We start from the raw sequence: 18,177 nt of genomic DNA, 5'->3' as shown, positions 1-18,177 counted from the left end.
GATCAGTTAAACGCCAATAGCTCATCCAGGCTTTTCAATACGAATACATTTTCCGGCAATGGGCCGGTCAGCTGCCATACCTGCGGTCCTGACATCAGGATCTTAATACCCGGGAACTGCTGCGCCAGTGCGGCGACAAACTGGGTTACTGCCTGTTTTGTTACATTGGTAAGCAGGTGGGTATACATATGGGTTACCGGCCGCACCGGGGTAAATGTTTTCAGATCATCAAATGGAACGTTGGCGCCAAAGCTGGTAACCAGTTTCCCGTTTTTTTTCAGCAGGTATTGCACATACAACAATGGTATTTCATGAAATTCTCCCTCCGGGAGAAATAACAGGTAATGGGCAGTAGCCTGTTGGTTCATCTGCTGGCCGTCGATCGCCGTCATTATTTTGGTGCGGATAATATTGGCGCAGAAGTGCTCCTGTGCCGGGATCACATTGCCGGTAAGCCATAGCACGCCTATCTTTTCAAGGAAAGGGTAAATGATCTTTGTAATACAGTGCTCAAATCCCAGGTGTAATACCTGGCTGTAAAAAATGCGCTCAAAGCGGAAGTAATCATAATCGAGCGTGGCGGCAATCAGCTCATTTACCTGGAGACCTGCAGCCGATCCTTCGGCGGCCAGCTGCAACGACAGTTTATTCTGTTCTTCCTCCGACAACGCAGCTATGCGCGAGATCTTGATCCCGTGATGATATAAATAGGCAATACGCAATAAGGCTTTCAGATCCTCCCCGTCATAGATCCTGTGATTGGTATCCTTCCGCCTGGCGGAGAACAGCTGGAACCGTTGCTCCCAGATCCTGATGGTATGCGCCTTTATACCGGTAAAGTTTTCGATATCCCTGATCGTAAATGTATTCAACGGAGGTATGGTAAATGCCAAATTTAGGTAATTCAGCGGTGGCTACACCATATACTTAAAAACTATAATAAACAATATTTTAATCTATTTTTAAGAAAACTTTTGTAAAGTAATAGCGACAGGCTAGCAACAGAATATTATATTTGCCTTTTTAAGCATCTAATAAGCGTAACTGAATGAACCTGGCATTTTGGAAAAAAAACAAAGACAGTCAGCCTAAGAAAAAGAAATCTGCGGTTAGAGAATGGTTAGACGCTGCGATCTTCGCTATTATAGCAGCCACGCTTATCCGCACCTTTATTTTTGAGGCCTATACGATCCCGACACCTTCAATGGAAAAAACCTTACTTGTGAACGACTTCCTGTTTGTGAGCAAGATCAGTTACGGACCACGTATCCCAATGACGCCGCTGGCAGTACCCTTTGTACATCATACCCTGCCCTTTACCAAATCCGCCAAAGCCTATTCAGAGGCGGTGAAGTGGAAATACAGACGTTTACCCGGTTTCTCAGATATCAAACGGTACGATGTAGTGGTTTTTAACTTCCCGGAAGGAGATACCGTAGCCATTGACTCGCCCGATCCCAGCTATTATGGCATGGTGCGGCAGTTTGGCTGGCAGTCGGTGCAGAACTCTTATAAGATCATCCAGCGCCCGGTAGATAAAAGGGAGAATTATATCAAACGTTGCATGGCCCAGGCCGGCGATACCATCCGGATCATCAAAGGTGCGGTATATGTCAACGGGCAGGCAGCACCGGTTCCTCCCGGCAGCCAGCATAAATATGTAGTGGAAACTACCGGCGACCAGCTGAACAGCAGCCGCCTGGAAGACCTGGGCATTGCTACTTCCGGCCCGGACTTTTACCAGCTTGATGCCAGCAAGTTCATTTACAACCTCACACCGGCCAACGTAGCAGCGCTCGAGCAGTTTAAGCCAATCGTGAAAGACATTAAAATATATCAGGAGTCTGATTTTACGGATTTCAATTACAATAACGTTTTCCCGCACGATACCGCGCATTTCAAATGGACAGAAGAAAACTTTGGTCCGCTGTATATTCCTAAAAAAGGCGCTACCGTTAAGCTGGACGAAAGCAACATCGCTTTATACGACCGCGTGATCCGTGTTTATGAAGGCAATACGCTGGAGCGGAAAGATGGTAAGTTCATCATCAACGGTCAACCCGCTGATAGCTATACGTTTAAAATGAACTATTACTGGATGATGGGGGATAACCGTAACAACTCCCTCGACTCCCGTTTCTGGGGCTTTGTGCCGGAAGATCACGTAGTGGGTAAAGCCTGGCTGATCTGGATGAGCTATGGAGAAGGCGGTATCCGCTGGAGCCGTATCTTCAGAAATATTAAGTAAGCAACCGCCCGAAATATAATTTGAAGTAAATTACGGACTGGCATACTGCCGGTCCGTTGTTGTCTTACCCCGACAACGACTATACGAAGAACCCTTTTCAACTGTTGTTATGGAGAAACAATTGCTGCATATTGAATACGAGGTATATGATGATCTTACCGGTCTTTCCGATGCTGACGCGTGGCTGCTGAAAGAAGCCAGGGAAGTAACGGCATATGCTTATGCACCTTATTCCCGTTTCCAGGTGGGAGCGGTGATCCGGCTGGCCAATGGGGAAATCATTGCGGGCTCTAACCAGGAAAACGCTTCTTATCCGATCGGGTTATGTGCAGAGAGAGTGGCCCTGGCTTCCGCTGCTTCTGTATATCCCAATATTGATATTGATACCATTGCCATCAGTTATAATAACCTCAACGGCGACAGTACCCATCCCATTTCTCCCTGTGGCATATGCCGGCAAACATTGTCGGAGTACGAACGGAAACAGGAAAGCCCTATCCGGGTGATCATGGCGGGGTTAAGCGGTAAAATATATGTGATCAGTCGTGCCAACGATTTACTGCCCCTTTCCTTTAGCGGTGAGGAGCTGGGAGTGTGATTATTACATATAGATAAGTTTTCATTTACGATTTATTATGTATATATTTGTCCGGCGCCCCATAAGTGCCGCGACCTATGAAACCCTGTCAGCTATCCGTTAGTATCTGTTGTATTGTATTACTTACTGCAGTGTATAGTGAACCGGCAGCCTGTTACTTTGATAAAAAAGAAGCGGACTACCGCCCTGGGCTATACGTTGTTAAGGATACCCTGAAAAGCGTGAACCGGTATCAGCATCTGGCACACGACTTGTACGAAAGGAAACTTTTTAAACGGGCAATAGTGCAATGGAAAAAAGTTTTACACTTGCAACCTACCAATGCTTTTGCTATGTTTATGCTCGGAAAATCGTATATGGGTGCGGGTGAGCAGGAGAAGGGAGAACGCTTATGCGATGAAGCTCTCATACTCGGAGAACAACCCGGTAAAAATATTTGCCACAGTGTAGAGGGATTTTAAACAGCGCATAAAGGATAGGCAAGCTCCTTTTTCGCTGCGCTGCTTACTGTGGTATTTTCTTCGGCAACTTCGGCCACGGCGGCTGCAAGTTGCTAACGCTGCAACCCGTAAGGGCTGCAGCGTTTTAATGATAATATAAGCGAATTTTGTCTTTCTCGCTGATTACGCTGATTTTACTGATTACAAGGATTTGATCATATGTGATTTTTAAAGGATTAGGGGAGATATAAGCGGATATATTCGCTTATATCTCCCCTAATCCTTTAAAAAATCATCAAAAAATCCAAAAAGTAAAATCAAGGTAATCAGTAAAATCAGCGTAATCAGTGAGAAAGACAACCTCCTCGTTATTACATTCTTTCCGGTACACGGATGCCAAGTAATTTCATACTCTGAGCAATGGTATGCGCAGTGAGCATGATAATCTGTAAACGCAGTTTCTTCTTTTCTTCACTGGTAGCGCGGATAATGGAATAGGTAGGTACGCCTTCCACTTTCTCGGCATAAAAGGAATTGAATAACTGGGCCAGCTGGAACGCGTAGTTGGCGATCACAGAAGGACTCAGCTCGCGGTATGCGTCTGCCAGTATACCCGGAAACTGTTCGTTCAGAATAATCAGTTCCTTTTCCAGCGGCAGCAATTCTCCTTCGTAGGTATATGATTCAAGTCCTGCTGTTGTGCCGGCGTCCCGCAGGATGGATTTGATACGCGCATACGCATACTGGATGAACGGAGCGGTGAACCCATGCAAATCGATTGATTCTTCCGGATTGAAGATCATTTTCTTTTTAGGATCTACGCGGAGCAGGAAAAATTTCATGGCGCCCATACCCACTGTGTCATACAGTTCGTTGAGTTGCTCACCGGAAAACGCATCCAGGTTTTTACCGGATTGCTGTGTTTTCTCTGCGGCTGTTTTTACCATTTCAGTGATCATATCATCTGCATCCACTACCGTACCTTCCCGGCTTTTCATCCGGCCATGCGGCAGCTCCACCATACCATAGCTGAGGTGGTGAATACCTTTGGCAGATGGTTCTCCCAGTTTCTCCATAATCAGCTGGAGTACTTTGAAGTGATAGTTTTGTTCATCTGCCACCACATATACGCTTTGATCCATCTGGTACTGCTCATATTTCAACCGCGCCGTACCCATGTCCTGGGTCATGTATACAGAGGTGCCGTCTCCGCGGAGCAGCAGTTTTTGATCCAGTCCGTCGGCGGTCAGATCTATCCATACGGAGTTATCTTCTTTTTTAAACAGCACGCCTTTCTCCAATCCTTCTGCTACAAGGTTTTTACCTAACAGGTAGGTTTCACTTTCGTAGTACATCTGGTCGAAGTCAATGCCAAGACGTTTATAGGTTTGATCAAAGCCTTCATACACCCAGCTGTTCATGGTGGCCCACAGTTCCCTTACTTCGGGGTTGCCGGCTTCCCACTGCTGCAGCATGATCTTCGCCTGCTGCATGATCTCTGTTTTATTACGCGACATCTCTTTGATGTCGTCCATGATCTTGGCAGTTTTTTCTTTATCGTCTTTCACTTCGGGCTTATGGAGAGCTGTTACCAGCTTTTCCAGCTTTTCGGTTTCGGCGCTGTCGAAGTCACGGAAGTCATTTTCCAGTACGCGGTCGATGATAATTTCTGCCTGTTCTTTTACCACCGATTCAAACTTCACGTAGTAGTCGCCCACCAGGTGATCGCCTTTTATACCGGTCGATTGCGGGGTGTCGCCATGTGCAAACATTTGCCATGCCAGCATGGATTTGCAGATATGGATACCGCGGTCATTTACCAGGTTGGCTTTGATCACCTCGTAGCCATTGGCTTTCATAATTTCGGCGATAGCATATCCCAGGAAATTATTACGCAGGTGACCGAGGTGTAAAGGTTTGTTGGTATTGGGAGATGAATACTCCACCATGATCTTTTTACCATTGGCAGGCTGTAATCCGATGTTTACGTCGCTGTAATGTTGCTGGAGGAATTTTGTCCAGTAGGCATCGTTGATGCTCAGGTTCAGGAACCCTTTTACTACATTGAATCGCGCAATCAGTTCCGGGTAGTGGGCAGTCAGGTATTCCCCGATACGTTGTGCTGTTTCTTCGGGTTTCTGCCGGCTGAATTTTGTAAAAGAGAAAACGACAATGGTATACTCACCTTCGAATTCAGGCTTGGTGGTATTAATAGCAATATCTGCTGCTGTTAACTGCTGATCGTAAAGTGAATTAATGGCGGCCACGGCGGCCGTTCTGATGGATTGTACAACACTCATGCTGAAAATGATTAATGCGAGGGGCAAAGATAGTTAATTAGCCGAAAGCAGCGAAGGTTGTCTGATAAAGACAACCTTCGCTTATCTGCAATATTTTATGCCTGCATTAAAAAGTGTAGAACACGCCGATCTGTGCTACAGAGTTTTTGCTGTCTACTTTGTCGGAATCATATACGTTGGTCAGGCCAAAATTATACCTGCCGCTGATACCAAGACCCATATCGAACTTATAACCAAAACCAAAGCCCAGTCCGAAGTCAACGGATTGCATATCATCCTTGATATCTACTGTTACATCGCCGGATTTAACTTTGGCGGCTGTGAGAAAGCCTACCTGCGGACCTGCTTCCAAATAAAATTCAGGTACAATAGAATACTGTACCATTACCGGTACATTAATATAATTAACCTTCACCGTGTTGGAAGTGGTTAACCATAATACACTCTTTTCTGCTTTGGTGCCCTGGGCAGAATACAATACTTCCGGTTGGATTGCCCAGCTTTCATTCAGCCCGATGTTAACAAGACCGCCGGCGTGGAAGCCTGCGAGTGTTTTGGAGCCGTCGGTATCTGTTAGTTTGGAGATGTTCAAACCACCTTTAACGCCGAATTTTACATTTTGTGCTTGTACTGCCAGCATAGTTCCAATGGCTAATACACCAGACAGAATAAGTTTTTTCATGATATGTTATTTTGTAAGCCCCAGTTGACAAGAAGTGTGCCGGTTTACAATGAGGAATAAAAATCCACCTGTTGCGGAAACTACAAATCCTTCAGCATCCAGCTGTCACAGCCAAAATGACCGGTATCACCCATCGGGCCTGTCAGGTACCTGAATCCGAACTGTTCATATACTTTCCTGGCCCTGGCAAGTTCTGGCGCTGTTTCCAGGTAGCATTGCGTGTAGCCGTTTTGTTTAGCGAAATCCAGGCACAGGGTGATCAGCTTGCCTGCCAGTCCTTTCCCCCGGGCTTCGGGCAGCAGGTACATTTTCTGGAGTTCGCACACATGCGCTTCGCCGCCATCCAGCGGATGAATGCCGGCCCCGCCAATTATTCTGTCATCTGCCAGCGCTACATAATACACTGCACGGGGAATATCAAACAACCGGGAGAGGTGCTCGGTGGTAGGATCTGAAAACGCGGTACCGGCTTTGTTCATGCCGAATTCTGTCAACGTGGTTTTTACTATATGGGCAATTGCCGGATCGTCTGCAGGAGCTATTGTTCTGATGATGTATGGTTCCATAAAATGAAAATAGGGATTTTTTGATTTCACATCAAAAAATCCCTATGATCTTATTGTCAGTCAGTTAGAATATTGTAAACTCTACTCTTCTGTTTTTCTGCCGGCCTGCCGCGGTTTTATTGGAGGCGATAGGTTGCGACATGCCATAACCCACTGCTTCAATTTTAGAAGCATTCACACCTTTATCAACAAAGTATGCTTTAACGGATTCCGCTCTTTCCTTTGACAGGGCGAGATTCCGCGACTTGCTGCCTACATTGTCGGTATGGCCGCTCAGCTTCAGGTTGAGGTTTTTGCGTTTCAGCAGTTCTGCCACCCGGTCGAGCGCAGGATAGGAGCTGGGCTTGATGCTTGCCTTCGCAAATTCAAATTCCAGGTTCTGAATGGCTTCCCTTACGATACGGTTATCTTCTTCTGTAATCACTACTTTTTCTTCTTTTTTCACTACTTCCGGTACCGGCAGCGGACAACCGGAGCCATCTACTTTGGTATTGGCAGGGGTGCCCGGGCATTTATCGAAGAAGTCGGAAACGCCATCCGCGTCACTGTCTTTTGTCAGTTTATCCACATCAGCGGTCAACCTGGCATTGTTCTGATTGGCAGCATCCAGCGAAGCTGCCAGGGTGGTTTTCTGGGCTTCCAGCTCATCATACATCACTTTGGCCGGGTTAGACCACTGCAGTTGTTTTTTGCCTTTCTTGCCAAGGGCAAATTCCAGTCCCGCATAGCCATAGGAGTACTTATCCTTGTTGGGGCCGTAGTTGTAGCCGTCCAGGTTATCCCCGTCGGTGTAATACATGGTATAGCCCAGGTCCAGGTTAATGAACTCAGACAGCCTGAATTTGAGGCCGGCGCCCACCGGGATAATCAGTTCCTTGATGGCTTTGTCTTCCGCTTTATAGGGGAAACTGGTGTTGTCGTTTCTGGTTACAGTAGGTTTATATCCGGCCAATCCTCCGCCTACAGAGGCATACAGCTGAACAAAGTTTTCCCGGAATAACCAATTGACGGTGGTGATATTGAATACGGCATTTAAAGTTCCTGACCAGTTTAATTTGGTTTCGTACGACTTATACGGTCTGACAGGAAGGGAGCCGTTACCGAGTTCTTTACTGTTATCTGCCTGGAGTTTACCGCCTACATAATCTGCCCGCAGGGCAAAGAAATGCAGTACCTGGTACTTAACATAGGCGCCATAACCGAAGGATCCTTTCCATTTGGTAAAGTCGTTACTGCCACCGGTGGCAGCCACTGGCGCCAAAACGCCGCCATTTACGCCAATTGACCATGTTTTATAGTCACTGGGGCCACTGAATAATTTTGCTGTGGGTACGGCAGAAGTAGTGGTAGGTTGATCCTGAGCCTGGCTCATCATTGGGGTGGTTGCTAACAACAAGCACGCAGCCCTCCATAAAATGGATGTATTCATAAGAAATAACGGTTAGGTTACACAATTTGTATCATTATAAAAACAGGAGGTCAGGAATAAAATAGCTGAAGAAAGGCGAGGTTATGAACAAATTAAACGACTCAGTTATTTAGTAAAAAGGTGTTTGCCAACGGAATAACTGTGATCTGTGATCAAATATAGGGTACCTGACTGACATAATTTCATATTTTTTTGCTTGGCATAATCATTGACAAACCAACGACAAACACGGAAATACTTACAACTAAAGGATAATCTTTAATACTATGGGAAAAATAATAGGCATTGACTTAGGAACTACCAATTCATGCGTTGCCGTAATGGAAGGTAACGAACCGGTAGTGATTGCCAATGATGAGGGCAGGAGAACAACCCCATCTGTAGTGGCTTTTTTAAAGAACGGAGAAAGGAAAGTAGGCGACCCCGCAAAGCGTCAGGCTATTACCAACCCCGTAAACACTATTATGTCAGTGAAGCGTTTCATGGGCCGTCATTTTGACGAAGTTGCCAGTGAAGTGAGCCACGTTACATATAAAGTGGTAAAAGGAGACAACAATACCACAAGAGTTGATATAGACGGCAGATTATATACTCCGCAGGAAATTTCAGCAATGATCCTGCAGAAAATGAAGAAAACAGCCGAAGACTACCTGGGTCAGGAAGTAACAGAAGCGGTAATCACTGTACCTGCGTACTTTAATGACGCACAACGTCAGGCTACCAAAGAAGCCGGTGAAATTGCCGGTTTAAATGTTCGCCGTATTATCAACGAGCCTACTGCTGCGGCACTGGCTTATGGTATGGATAAAAAACACCAGGACAGCAAAATAGCTGTATTTGACCTCGGTGGTGGTACCTTCGATATCTCTATCCTGGAATTAGGTGATGGCGTATTTGAAGTAAAATCAACCAATGGTGATACACACCTCGGTGGTGATGACTTCGATAAAGTGATCATGGATTGGCTGGCAGATGAATTCAAAAAAGATGAAGCAGTAGATTTACACAAAGATCCAATGTCATGGCAGCGTTTAAAAGAAGCTGCTGAAAAAGCAAAGATCGAATTATCTTCTTCTCAGGAAACTGAAATCAATCTTCCTTATATCACCGCAGTGGATGGCGTTCCCAAACACCTGGTGAAAAAATTAACCCGCGCTAAATTCGAACAGCTGAGCGACAGCCTGGTGGAAAGAACACTGGAACCTTGCCGCAAAGCATTGAAAGATGCCGGTATGAACACTTCCGAAATTGACGAAATCATACTGGTAGGTGGTTCTACCCGTATTCCAAAAATACAGGAAGTAGTAGAAAAATTCTTCGGTAAAAAACCTAATAAAGGTGTAAACCCGGATGAAGTAGTAGCCGTAGGTGCTGCAATCCAGGGTGGTGTACTGACAGGTGAAGTGAAAGACGTACTGTTACTGGACGTTACACCGCTGTCACTGGGTATCGAAACAATGGGTGGTGTAATGACCAAACTGATCGAATCCAATACCACTATCCCTACCAAGAAATCTGAAACCTTCTCAACTGCAGCAGATAGCCAGCCTAGCGTGGAAATCAATGTACTGCAGGGTGAAAGGCCAATGGCTAACCAGAACAGAACACTGGGCCGCTTTATCTTGGGTGATATTCCTCCTGCTCCGCGTGGCGTTCCTCAGATCGAAGTAACTTTCGATATTGATGCCAACGGTATCCTGCACGTAACTGCAAAGGATAAAGGCACCGGAAAAACACAGAACATTAAGATTGAAGCAGGTAGTGGTTTGAGCAAGGAAGAAATCGAAAAGATGAAAGCCGAAGCAAAAGCCAACGAATCTTCAGATAAAGAACAACGCGAAAAGATCGAAAAGCTCAATAAAGCAGACAGCCTGATATTCCAAACCGAAAAACAGGTGAAAGAATACGGCGACAAACTGCCTGCTGATAAGAAAGCAACTATCGAAGCAGCACTTGAAAAGCTGAGAGAAGCACACAAATCACAGGATAGCGCGCAACTGGATACTGCTACTGCAGAACTGGAAGCTGCCTGGACTGCTGCTTCAGAAGAGCTGTACAAAGCATCTCAGGGTCAACCCGAAGGCGGCCAGCCAAACGGCGGTCAGCAACAGGGCCAGCCTCAGGGTGGTGCTAACGATGGCGTTACCGACGCAGAATTCGAAGAAGTAAAATAATGCCGCGGATGTTGTCTTTCTCAGGATTAACCTGATTAGACTGATTCAGGGGATTTGACCACTTTGGATTTTAAAGGATTTTGGGAGATATAAGCGGATAAACCTGCTTATATCTCCCTTTTTTTTAATCAAAAATGATCAAATTCTCTTTCATCTCCCCCAATCCTTTAAAATCCAAAGTGATCAAATCCCCTGAATCCTTAAAATCCCTGGAATCCTGAGAAAGACAACATCCGCACTAATCACCGCTTACATCTCCCCAAATCCTTATAAAATCCAAAAAGTAAAAATCAAACTAATCAGTAAAATCAGTGTAATCCTGAGAAAGACAACATCCGCGAAAATCCGCGCGTTTTTTCCTACTTTGTTCCGGCTTAGCCGGGATCCGATGAATTACAGTGTACGTTTTTATATCCGTTACCATACTCATTACGGGCAGGATTTATACCTGCTTGGTAATTTACCTGCGTTGGGTAATGATATGCCCCAACATGCCCGCCTTATGCAATGGGGAAACGAAGAATGGTGGTACACCGATATCCGGCTGGCTCCCGGGAAACCTTTTACCCTGCGATACCAGTACTTGTTAAGAGAAGGGGAAGAGGTGATATACGAAGGCGCAGTACGTGAATTTGTTTTTATACCGGGAGAACATCCTGATATCGTTTTCCTGGATACCTGGAATGATGCGCATCGCCCGGAAAATGCCTGGCTAACGGCTCCTTTCTCCCGCGTTTTTTATAAAAGATCCCCTGCTGCAATTACAGCACCCCTAACGGCAACGCATATATTCCGTGTGCAGGCGCCACTGCTGGATAGCAGTAAAACCGTTTGTTTGCTGGGCGGCAGTCTGTCAACAGGCAACTGGGATACCAGTAACCCACTGTTGCTGCAATACGATGAACAAGGCTGGTTTTCCATAGCGCTGAACCTTTCCGGTGAAGCGGCGCCCATGTATTATAAATACGGCATTTACGACCAGGACAGGCAACAATTTGTTCAGTATGAAACCGGCAGCAACCGTGAATTGCATACCACCGCAACAACAGGGCGGCAGGTAATTTTACACGACGGATTTTTGCGTATTGCACCTGCTCCCTGGAAAGGCGCCGGCGTGGCCGTACCCGTGTTCAGTTTGCGCAGTCCCGAAGGATTTGGTACCGGCGAATTTGCAGACCTGCCGGCATTTGCCCAATGGGCGCAGCAGAAAGGGCTGCAGCTGATACAGCTGCTCCCGGTGAATGATACCATACAAACCGGTACCTGGAAAGATTCCTATCCATATGCCGCTATTTCTTCTTTCGCGCTGCACCCACAATATATCCGCTTGCAGGACGTAGGCAGTTTGCCTGCATCCCATCCGTTGCAACGGCAGTTTGACCGGCTACGGCAATGGCTCAACGAAAAAGAAACGGTGGACTATGAAGAAGTAATGTCGTTCAAACTGGCTTATCTGCGAGCGCTGTTTAAAGCGGAAGGGCACCGGTTACAAACACCGGAATACCGGCAATGGCTGGCGGCCAATGAGCATTGGCTGCTGCCTTACGCCGTATACTGCTTTCTGCGCGATCGTTACGGGACCGGTGATTTCGCTCAATGGCCCGGCTATAATGTATATGACGCTACGGCAGTGAAACAACTGGCAGTAGCAGATGAAGATGCTGCTGCGGCAGTACAGTATCATTTCTTCGTGCAATACCACCTGCATCGGCAGCTGGCCGCTGCCAGCGCCGCAGTACACGATTGTAACGTAGCCCTGAAAGGCGACATCGCCATTGGTGTGGCCCGCCACAGCGCAGACACCTGGATGAATCCCGGTCATTATTACCTGGATATGCAGGCAGGAGCGCCACCAGACAGCTTTACCAGCGAAGGACAAAACTGGGGATTTCCTACCTATAACTGGAAACACATGAGGGAAAACGGATTGGAGTGGTGGCAGCAGCGCCTTCGTCACCTGTCTGTTTATTTTGACGCATTCCGGATTGATCATATCCTTGGCTTCTTCCGCATCTGGCAGATACCCCGCGATGCTATACAAGGCATACTGGGATATTTTCATCCTGCCGTTCCCGTTACACCGGAGGAAATGGGCCGCCGTGGCATTCAGTTTGAAGAAAGCAGGTACTGCCTGCCTTATATAACCGACGCCATCCTGGAAGAACTGTTTGGCAACTATGCGGGTATGATGAAAGAGCAACTGATGCATCCCTTGCCGGACGGACGTTACCAGCTGTTGCCGGCATACAGTACGCAACAAAAGGTGGCGGCATCAGCGTTGCCGGAAACCATAAAAACGATCCTCTATAACCTGATAGCTGATGTATTATTTATAAAAGTAAGTGGAGACAGTAAAACGTTGTACCATCCCCGTTATGATATGGCGGCCACCAGATCGTTTGCGGCATTGGATGCCGGGAGCAGGGAAGCTTTGCAGGCATTGTACCACGACTACTTCTACCTGCGGCAGGAAAGCTGCTGGCGCCGGGAAGCGCTTGATAAACTCCCCCTGATAAAAAGGGCCACCCGTATGCTTATCTGCGGGGAAGATCTGGGTATGGTGCCCGCATGCGTGCCTGGTGTAATGCAGGCACAAGGCATTTTAAGCCTGGAAATTGAACGCATGCCAAAATCCGGGAACGCACTCTTTGCAGACATATCAAAGGCGCCCTACCTGTCTGTTTTAACGCCTTCCACGCATGATATGAGCACCTTGAGAGGGTGGTGGAAGGAAAATACATCCATCTCCCGGAAATATTATCAGCAACAGCTGCAACATACCGGACCAGCACCTGCCACTGCTACGCCGGAACTGATCCGCGAAATTATCAGCCGGCATATGGCGTCTCCTGCTATGTGGCGCATCTTCCAGGTGCAGGACCTGTTGGCCGCGGAAGCCCCCGAAAGTACCCGGAATCCTGATACGGAAAGGATCAATATCCCCGCAGTGGCATCGCATTACTGGCGTTACCGCATTCCGCGGAACCTTCCGGAGATGATGTCCGTTCGATGATCAGCTGCGGTTAACAATATCACAAATGCATTGTATTTTCACAGAAAGAACCCGTTAGTAAAATGAAGCTCACCCTTTTCCCTTTTGAACTGAAATTCAGGCACACGTTTACGATTTCCCGTAAGTCCAAAGATCTGCAACCCTTACTGGTGGTAAAGCTGGAACAGGAGGGGGAAAGCGGGTTGGGTGAAACCGCCGACAATGCCTATTACCAGATGACCGTGCCACGGCTGATGGCAGATCTTGAGCAGCACCGTTCTTTTATTGAAAACTATACCCTGCATACACCAGAGCTTTTCTGGCAAGACATGTACCCGCTGCTGAAGGATAATATGTTTGCCCTATGCGCCCTGGACATTGCTGCGTGGGACCTGTACGCAAAACAGCAGCAAAAGAAACTCTACGAGGTATGGGGACTCGATATTTCGCATAATCCGCTTACAGACTATACCATCGGTATTGACACCATTGAAAATATGGTGCGGAAACTACAGGAATTTCCGTGGCCCATTTATAAAATCAAACTTGGTACAAAGGAAGATATTGCGATTATTAAAGAGCTGAGAAAGCATACCACGGCTATTTTCCGGGTAGATGCCAATTGTGCCTGGGGAGTAGTGGAAACCCTGCGTAATGCCATTGCGTTAAAGGAGCTGGGCGTGGAATTTATTGAACAGCCGATGGCAGCAGCAGACAAGGAAGGAATGAAACAGGTATATGAAAAAGTGGTGTTACCGGTTATAGCCGATGAAAGTTGTATTGTGGAACAGGATGTAGCCCAATGCCACGGCTATTTTCATGGCATCAACATCAAGCTCACCAAATGTGGCGGCGTTACACCAGCGCTGCGGATGATTACGGAGGCAAAGCGTTTAGGCATGAAAGTAATGACCGGCAGTATGAACGAAAGCACGGTAGGCACTTCTGCAGTGGCGCATCTGCTGCCGATGCTGGATTATGTGGATATGGATGGTCCGCTGTTGCTGGCGGAAGATAGCGCAGACGGTATTAAAATGGAAAACGGCCGTATTATTTACGCCGACAGGTGGGGAACTGGTGCGGAGTTATTGAAGGCAGCTCACTCTTCTTCTTTCCAGGTTTGAGCAAGGAAAACATAGTCTTCAATGCAACCCGTGGCCACTATAGTTTTGCCAGCCAGTGGCATCAGCGGGTTGGGCATAAAAGGATTTGCTCCTGAAGGGCGAATCAGGTAATCTCCCTGGTCTGTTACCAGGAATACGCCGAGGTGTTCACTTTTGCTGTGTTTACCAAATGTGCGGAGCACCAAACGCCCGGTAAGTGTAATAAAGGGACTGTTTTTGTCCCTGTTGCTGTTATCTGCTGACATATTCACGATACCCCAGTATTTGATTATTCTTTTCTTTCACCACTATCACCTTTGTTGAAGGGGAGTCCCCAGTGGTGGCAGATTCCGAAAATACGTGAAATTTTACAGATGGCATGGAGCCGCTCACATCTTCTTTGACTGCGGGGGTATTTTTCTTGTTGACAAATACCTTCGGATCTCTTTTTTCGGCAAAGTTCTTTTCATCCAGCAACTTGTGCATCGCCTGGTGCAGTGCGGGATCTGTGGCGTGCGAGCCATCAGACGGATGGGGCACTGCGATGAAGTCGTCCAGCATTTTACCCCTTGCTTCGAGGTTATCGCGGCGGTTTTGCAGGGTATTTACAAAAAGCTGCGTATCGCCGGTGCTGCTGGGATCTTTGTCGTTGATCACCGGCTGCCATGATGGGTCGCCCAGGAGATAAAACTGTGCGGCCGTTTTCAGTTCATAGGGATCCAGCATGGGGCCCATTTCATTGAGGAACCGTTGCCTGGCTTCCAGCAAGGCTCTCCCGGTAGAAGCGCCGTTCAGCACATTGATCACAAAATACTGTGTGAGCAGGTCAGCCAGTCCCTGCCCGGTAGGCGGGCCATAGGCAATATTGGAGCTGCCTACAAAAGCCAGCGCATGATTCAGCAGGTAGCTGTTGGCCATGCTGATGCGCTTACCGCTGTTTTTCTTCGGGTCAAACAGCTGGCCGCCATAGCAGCATTCGGCTGCCACAATGGTGCCGTGGGTAATCTTATCTTTCAGGATATCTGATCTCATCGCCAGCGGAAACTCGGTGGACTTCTGCCCGTAAAACCCTGGATTATAGATGGCTCCGTGGCAGTTGATGAAATGCGTTTTAGCCTGCAGTTGTGCAGCGGTCCAGTTGGTACCGTTCAGCGTTTCATCGCTGCCGGGGAATATGAGCAGGTTGCTGGTACTGCCAAAAATGTTCTGAAGGGTATTTTGTGTAGAGTTCTGCCAGTCGAAAGTACTCATGGAAAAATAGGGGAGGTAGTCGCCCTGTTTGGAAGGCACTGCTGCCAGTATGTTCGTAATCAGCGTGTGCAGGTAAGAAGGGTCCCCCACGCCTGGAATATCCGGCAAACGCCCTACCACCCGCGTGGGTGAAATAAATTTACCTGGGTCTGTATCATACGGCGTGTCGCACGCATAGGGCAGGTCACTGGGTATAAAGGTATCGGGGTCGTTATCTCCCGGTAACAAATTCTTCAGCCGCTGGAACGGAATAATATCCTGCGACCCCAGCAAGAGTATATATCCGGGCGAAAAGAAGCGGTACAGTTCATCAATCGCTTTTTTGTTCTGGGCATCGTCCGTGGCTGCTGTTACTGCGGTTGACTGGCAGCCCAGCATCTGGGCAGCATCATCCAGGAAAATAATGTGGGCATCCAGGTGCCTGTTGTTATCAAATGCCTGCAATGCGTTTATATCATCCAGAATCTGCTGGTGAGCATCGCCGTATTTCTGTTGAAGGGCGGATTTATTGGTTATAATGAGTTTTGTTGTCAGCATGTTACTGAGAGGGGCTGCCATAATTAACCTTTAAGCGTTCAAAAATATTGAATTAAAGGATAATATGGTGCCGGTCTTCAAACAATATTAATATTTCCCTGCGCAAGGTATTTGCATACTGAAAAAGTAAACCGTATTTTTCAGGGAATCTACCGGAGATGAATATGAAAAAATTCCACCTGTTACCGTTACTATTTGTTTTCTTTTATATGGACACCCATGCGCAGGTAATTGCACACTTTACTGTGAAGGCAGGAAAGCTGAACCGCTACAACAGCATTGTATATACCGGCGTTCTGTCATCCGCCGGTGATCCGGTGATACTGGAAGAAGTAACCGGTAATAAGCGTGTACCCGTATCCGTTAGCCGGCAGGCAGGTCAGCTTTGCTGGATCCTTACGGGAACTACTGCAGCAGGTACAGAAAGAAAATATGAACTGCGCAAAGGCAAGGGCGCAACTGACACCCTCATGAAGGCGCTCCGCCAGGATGGCCATGTGCTGCTGGAACAATCCGCGCAACCTATTTTGCAGTATAATTTTAAAACGGTGCCCGCACCCGCCGGCACAGATACCGTGTATAACCGCAGTGCATTTATCCATCCGCTCTGGGCGCCTAATGGTGTAGTGCTCACGAATATCTTCCCAAATGCCGGTCACCGGCATCATATGGGCATCTGGAATCCCTGGACCCATACGCTGTTTGAAGGACGTGAAACTGATTTCTGGAATGTGCAGAAGAAAGAAGGCAAGGTACGCTTTGCGGGTAAAATGGAAATATTTTCCGGAAACGTATGGTGCGGATTCAGTGCCAGCCAGGATCATATAGCATTTCTGAAAGATGGTACAGAAAAAACCGCCATTCATGAAACATGGCTGGTACAGGCGTATCCCGCCACCAACAACGGCGACCGCCGCCTGTGGGATTTTACTTCCACCTTTACACCAGCTACCCCCACTGGCATTACCCTGTTGCAATACCGCTATGGTGGCGGGTTTGGTTTACGAACCACCGCCGACTTTACAGATAAAACCAGCCAGGTGCTTACGTCTGAGAGCAAAACACGCCGGGATGCCGACAGTACCCGTGCCCGCTGGGTGAAAATATCCGGCGCTACGCCACAGGGAAAGGCAGGATTGCTGATCATGAACTATCCTGATAATTTTGATTCTCCTGAACCCCTGCGTGTATGGCCCGAAAATGCGGAAGGTGGTGAACTGATGTTCAATTATACTCCCACCCGTATGAAACCGTGGCAGCTGTATCCGGATGCCCGCTACCAGCTGAAATACCGGGTAATGGTGTATAGCGGCGATATCACTGCAGAAGAAGCAGAGGCAGCCTGGCAGGACTATGCGTATCCACCGGAAGTGATCACCGCACCATAATGTGTTTGTGAGTGATGTCTTTTTCATTTATTTTCGTACAGTGAATGATTCGGTTTCAATTCGGTTAACCTCGGAGAAGCCCTGTGAACGGAAATATTGATAGCAGCCTTATATTTAGTAACCCTTAACCATCATCCGGATGAGTAATGCAAATGAACCTGGTAAAGACGTGCGTCCGCGTAATCCTGAAGAAGAAGACGATGATCCGCCTTCCTGGGGTGGTGTTATTGTTGGCGTATTACTTGGCATAGCGGGTATCGCGCTGATCTTCTACCGTTACAAACAATTTCACGCCGTCAGCGATGTCAGTATCAGTATTACCAAAATTGAAATGCTGATCTATAAGGTAACCGGTGAAAGCATCTGGGCACTGATGGCAGCCTATGGGCTCGTGGCGTTGGCAGGATTCTATCTCGCTATCAGCAATTACAGCAAACTGCGGGCAAAATAAATTTACAAAACCATATCC

At 47.4% G+C, this 18,177-nt stretch carries 15 protein-coding genes; 8 read left to right on the top strand and 7 right to left on the bottom strand.

The window, feature by feature from the left end:
• Positions 1-2: 2 nt before the first annotated feature.
• Positions 3-893, bottom strand: coding sequence for a MerR family transcriptional regulator (locus ACLHR0_RS00960; protein WP_436484279.1), 891 nt, complete (start codon positions 891-893; stop codon positions 3-5).
• A 155-nt stretch (positions 894-1,048) separates the two neighbouring features.
• Here ACLHR0_RS00960 and lepB point away from each other — a divergent pair, with 155 nt between their 5' ends.
• The 3 genes from lepB to ACLHR0_RS00945 all read left to right on the top strand — a co-directional run bounded on the left by lepB (position 1,049) and on the right by ACLHR0_RS00945 (position 3,307).
• Complete coding sequence (gene lepB, locus ACLHR0_RS00955; protein WP_370913527.1) at positions 1,049-2,248, top strand: signal peptidase I; 1,200 nt, start codon at positions 1,049-1,051, stop codon at positions 2,246-2,248.
• Between the two features lie 109 nt (positions 2,249-2,357).
• Positions 2,358-2,846: a cytidine deaminase gene (gene cdd, locus ACLHR0_RS00950; protein WP_436484278.1), complete on the top strand. Its 489-nt coding sequence runs from the start codon at positions 2,358-2,360 to the stop codon at positions 2,844-2,846.
• 77 nt (positions 2,847-2,923) lie between these two features.
• The gene (locus ACLHR0_RS00945; RefSeq protein ID WP_436484277.1) at positions 2,924-3,307 is read left to right on the top strand and encodes a hypothetical protein; all 384 of its coding nucleotides are present in this window, start codon (positions 2,924-2,926) and stop codon (positions 3,305-3,307) included.
• 350 nt (positions 3,308-3,657) lie between these two features.
• Here ACLHR0_RS00945 and argS read toward each other — a convergent pair whose 3' ends face one another.
• The 4 genes from argS to ACLHR0_RS00925 form a co-directional block, all read right to left on the bottom strand.
• Complete coding sequence (gene argS, locus ACLHR0_RS00940; RefSeq protein WP_436484276.1) at positions 3,658-5,586, bottom strand: arginine--tRNA ligase; 1,929 nt, start codon at positions 5,584-5,586, stop codon at positions 3,658-3,660.
• 106 nt (positions 5,587-5,692) lie between these two features.
• Entirely contained in the window at positions 5,693-6,268 is a 576-nt protein-coding gene (locus ACLHR0_RS00935) for a porin family protein (RefSeq protein ID WP_370913523.1), read from the bottom strand.
• A gap of 80 nt (positions 6,269-6,348) precedes the next feature.
• Positions 6,349-6,834 carry a GNAT family N-acetyltransferase gene (locus tag ACLHR0_RS00930; protein WP_429045726.1) on the bottom strand — a complete coding sequence of 162 codons (486 nt, stop codon included), beginning with the start codon at positions 6,832-6,834 and terminating at the stop codon, positions 6,349-6,351.
• Between the two features lie 64 nt (positions 6,835-6,898).
• Positions 6,899-8,209, bottom strand: coding sequence for an OmpA family protein (locus tag ACLHR0_RS00925; RefSeq protein WP_436484275.1), 1,311 nt, complete (start codon positions 8,207-8,209; stop codon positions 6,899-6,901).
• Positions 8,210-8,529: 320 nt separating this feature from the next.
• On the opposite strand from ACLHR0_RS00925, the gene dnaK reads away from it, so the two are divergent.
• The 3 genes from dnaK to ACLHR0_RS00910 all read left to right on the top strand — a co-directional run bounded on the left by dnaK (position 8,530) and on the right by ACLHR0_RS00910 (position 14,553).
• A complete protein-coding gene (dnaK, locus tag ACLHR0_RS00920) occupies positions 8,530-10,437 on the top strand; it encodes a molecular chaperone DnaK (RefSeq protein WP_429045729.1) in 1,908 nt (635 codons plus the stop codon).
• Between the two features lie 388 nt (positions 10,438-10,825).
• On the top strand, positions 10,826-13,450 hold the full coding sequence (locus ACLHR0_RS00915) for a 4-alpha-glucanotransferase (protein ID WP_436484274.1): 2,625 nt from the start codon (positions 10,826-10,828) through the stop codon (positions 13,448-13,450).
• 62 nt (positions 13,451-13,512) lie between these two features.
• Positions 13,513-14,553 carry a dipeptide epimerase gene (locus ACLHR0_RS00910; protein ID WP_436484273.1) on the top strand — a complete coding sequence of 347 codons (1,041 nt, stop codon included), beginning with the start codon at positions 13,513-13,515 and terminating at the stop codon, positions 14,551-14,553.
• On the opposite strand, the gene ACLHR0_RS00905 is transcribed toward ACLHR0_RS00910, so the two are convergent.
• Together ACLHR0_RS00905 and ACLHR0_RS00900 are read right to left on the bottom strand one after the other, a co-directional pair.
• Positions 14,529-14,798 carry a hypothetical protein gene (locus ACLHR0_RS00905; protein ID WP_370913517.1) on the bottom strand — a complete coding sequence of 90 codons (270 nt, stop codon included), beginning with the start codon at positions 14,796-14,798 and terminating at the stop codon, positions 14,529-14,531. The two genes, ACLHR0_RS00910 and ACLHR0_RS00905, sit on opposite strands and share 25 nt — an antisense overlap.
• Positions 14,785-16,341: a C25 family cysteine peptidase gene (locus tag ACLHR0_RS00900; protein ID WP_436484272.1), complete on the bottom strand. Its 1,557-nt coding sequence runs from the start codon at positions 16,339-16,341 to the stop codon at positions 14,785-14,787. The genes ACLHR0_RS00905 and ACLHR0_RS00900 overlap by 14 nt, the downstream gene beginning before the upstream one ends.
• A 143-nt stretch (positions 16,342-16,484) precedes the next feature.
• Here ACLHR0_RS00900 and ACLHR0_RS00895 point away from each other — a divergent pair, with 143 nt between their 5' ends.
• A complete protein-coding gene (locus ACLHR0_RS00895; protein WP_436484271.1) occupies positions 16,485-17,708 on the top strand; it encodes a PmoA family protein in 1,224 nt (407 codons plus the stop codon).
• A 139-nt stretch (positions 17,709-17,847) separates the two neighbouring features.
• Positions 17,848-18,159, top strand: coding sequence for a hypothetical protein (locus ACLHR0_RS00890; protein WP_429045738.1), 312 nt, complete (start codon positions 17,848-17,850; stop codon positions 18,157-18,159).
• The last annotated feature ends 18 nt before the right edge of the window (positions 18,160-18,177 follow it).

Source organism: Chitinophaga sp. ARDCPP14 (assembly GCF_051362515.1).
In the GTDB taxonomy this organism is placed as follows: domain Bacteria; phylum Bacteroidota; class Bacteroidia; order Chitinophagales; family Chitinophagaceae; genus Chitinophaga.
This window is presented reverse-complemented; position numbering and strand designations above follow the sequence as displayed.

Coding starts and splice junctions, on each gene's coding strand:
- ACLHR0_RS00930 (WP_429045726.1), bottom strand. CDS start 6,834: ATGGAACCATACATCATCAGAACAATAGCTCCTGCAGACGATCCGGCA.
- ACLHR0_RS00905 (WP_370913517.1), bottom strand. CDS start 14,798: ATGTCAGCAGATAACAGCAACAGGGACAAAAACAGTCCCTTTATTACA.
- lepB (WP_370913527.1), top strand. CDS start 1,049: ATGAACCTGGCATTTTGGAAAAAAAACAAAGACAGTCAGCCTAAGAAA.
- ACLHR0_RS00890 (WP_429045738.1), top strand. CDS start 17,848: ATGAGTAATGCAAATGAACCTGGTAAAGACGTGCGTCCGCGTAATCCT.
- ACLHR0_RS00900 (WP_436484272.1), bottom strand. CDS start 16,341: ATGGCAGCCCCTCTCAGTAACATGCTGACAACAAAACTCATTATAACC.
- cdd (WP_436484278.1), top strand. CDS start 2,358: ATGGAGAAACAATTGCTGCATATTGAATACGAGGTATATGATGATCTT.
- ACLHR0_RS00910 (WP_436484273.1), top strand. CDS start 13,513: ATGAAGCTCACCCTTTTCCCTTTTGAACTGAAATTCAGGCACACGTTT.
- ACLHR0_RS00945 (WP_436484277.1), top strand. CDS start 2,924: ATGAAACCCTGTCAGCTATCCGTTAGTATCTGTTGTATTGTATTACTT.
- ACLHR0_RS00925 (WP_436484275.1), bottom strand. CDS start 8,209: ATGATGAGCCAGGCTCAGGATCAACCTACCACTACTTCTGCCGTACCC.
- ACLHR0_RS00915 (WP_436484274.1), top strand. CDS start 10,826: ATGAATTACAGTGTACGTTTTTATATCCGTTACCATACTCATTACGGG.
- ACLHR0_RS00895 (WP_436484271.1), top strand. CDS start 16,485: ATGAAAAAATTCCACCTGTTACCGTTACTATTTGTTTTCTTTTATATG.
- dnaK (WP_429045729.1), top strand. CDS start 8,530: ATGGGAAAAATAATAGGCATTGACTTAGGAACTACCAATTCATGCGTT.
- ACLHR0_RS00935 (WP_370913523.1), bottom strand. CDS start 6,268: ATGAAAAAACTTATTCTGTCTGGTGTATTAGCCATTGGAACTATGCTG.
- argS (WP_436484276.1), bottom strand. CDS start 5,586: ATGAGTGTTGTACAATCCATCAGAACGGCCGCCGTGGCCGCCATTAAT.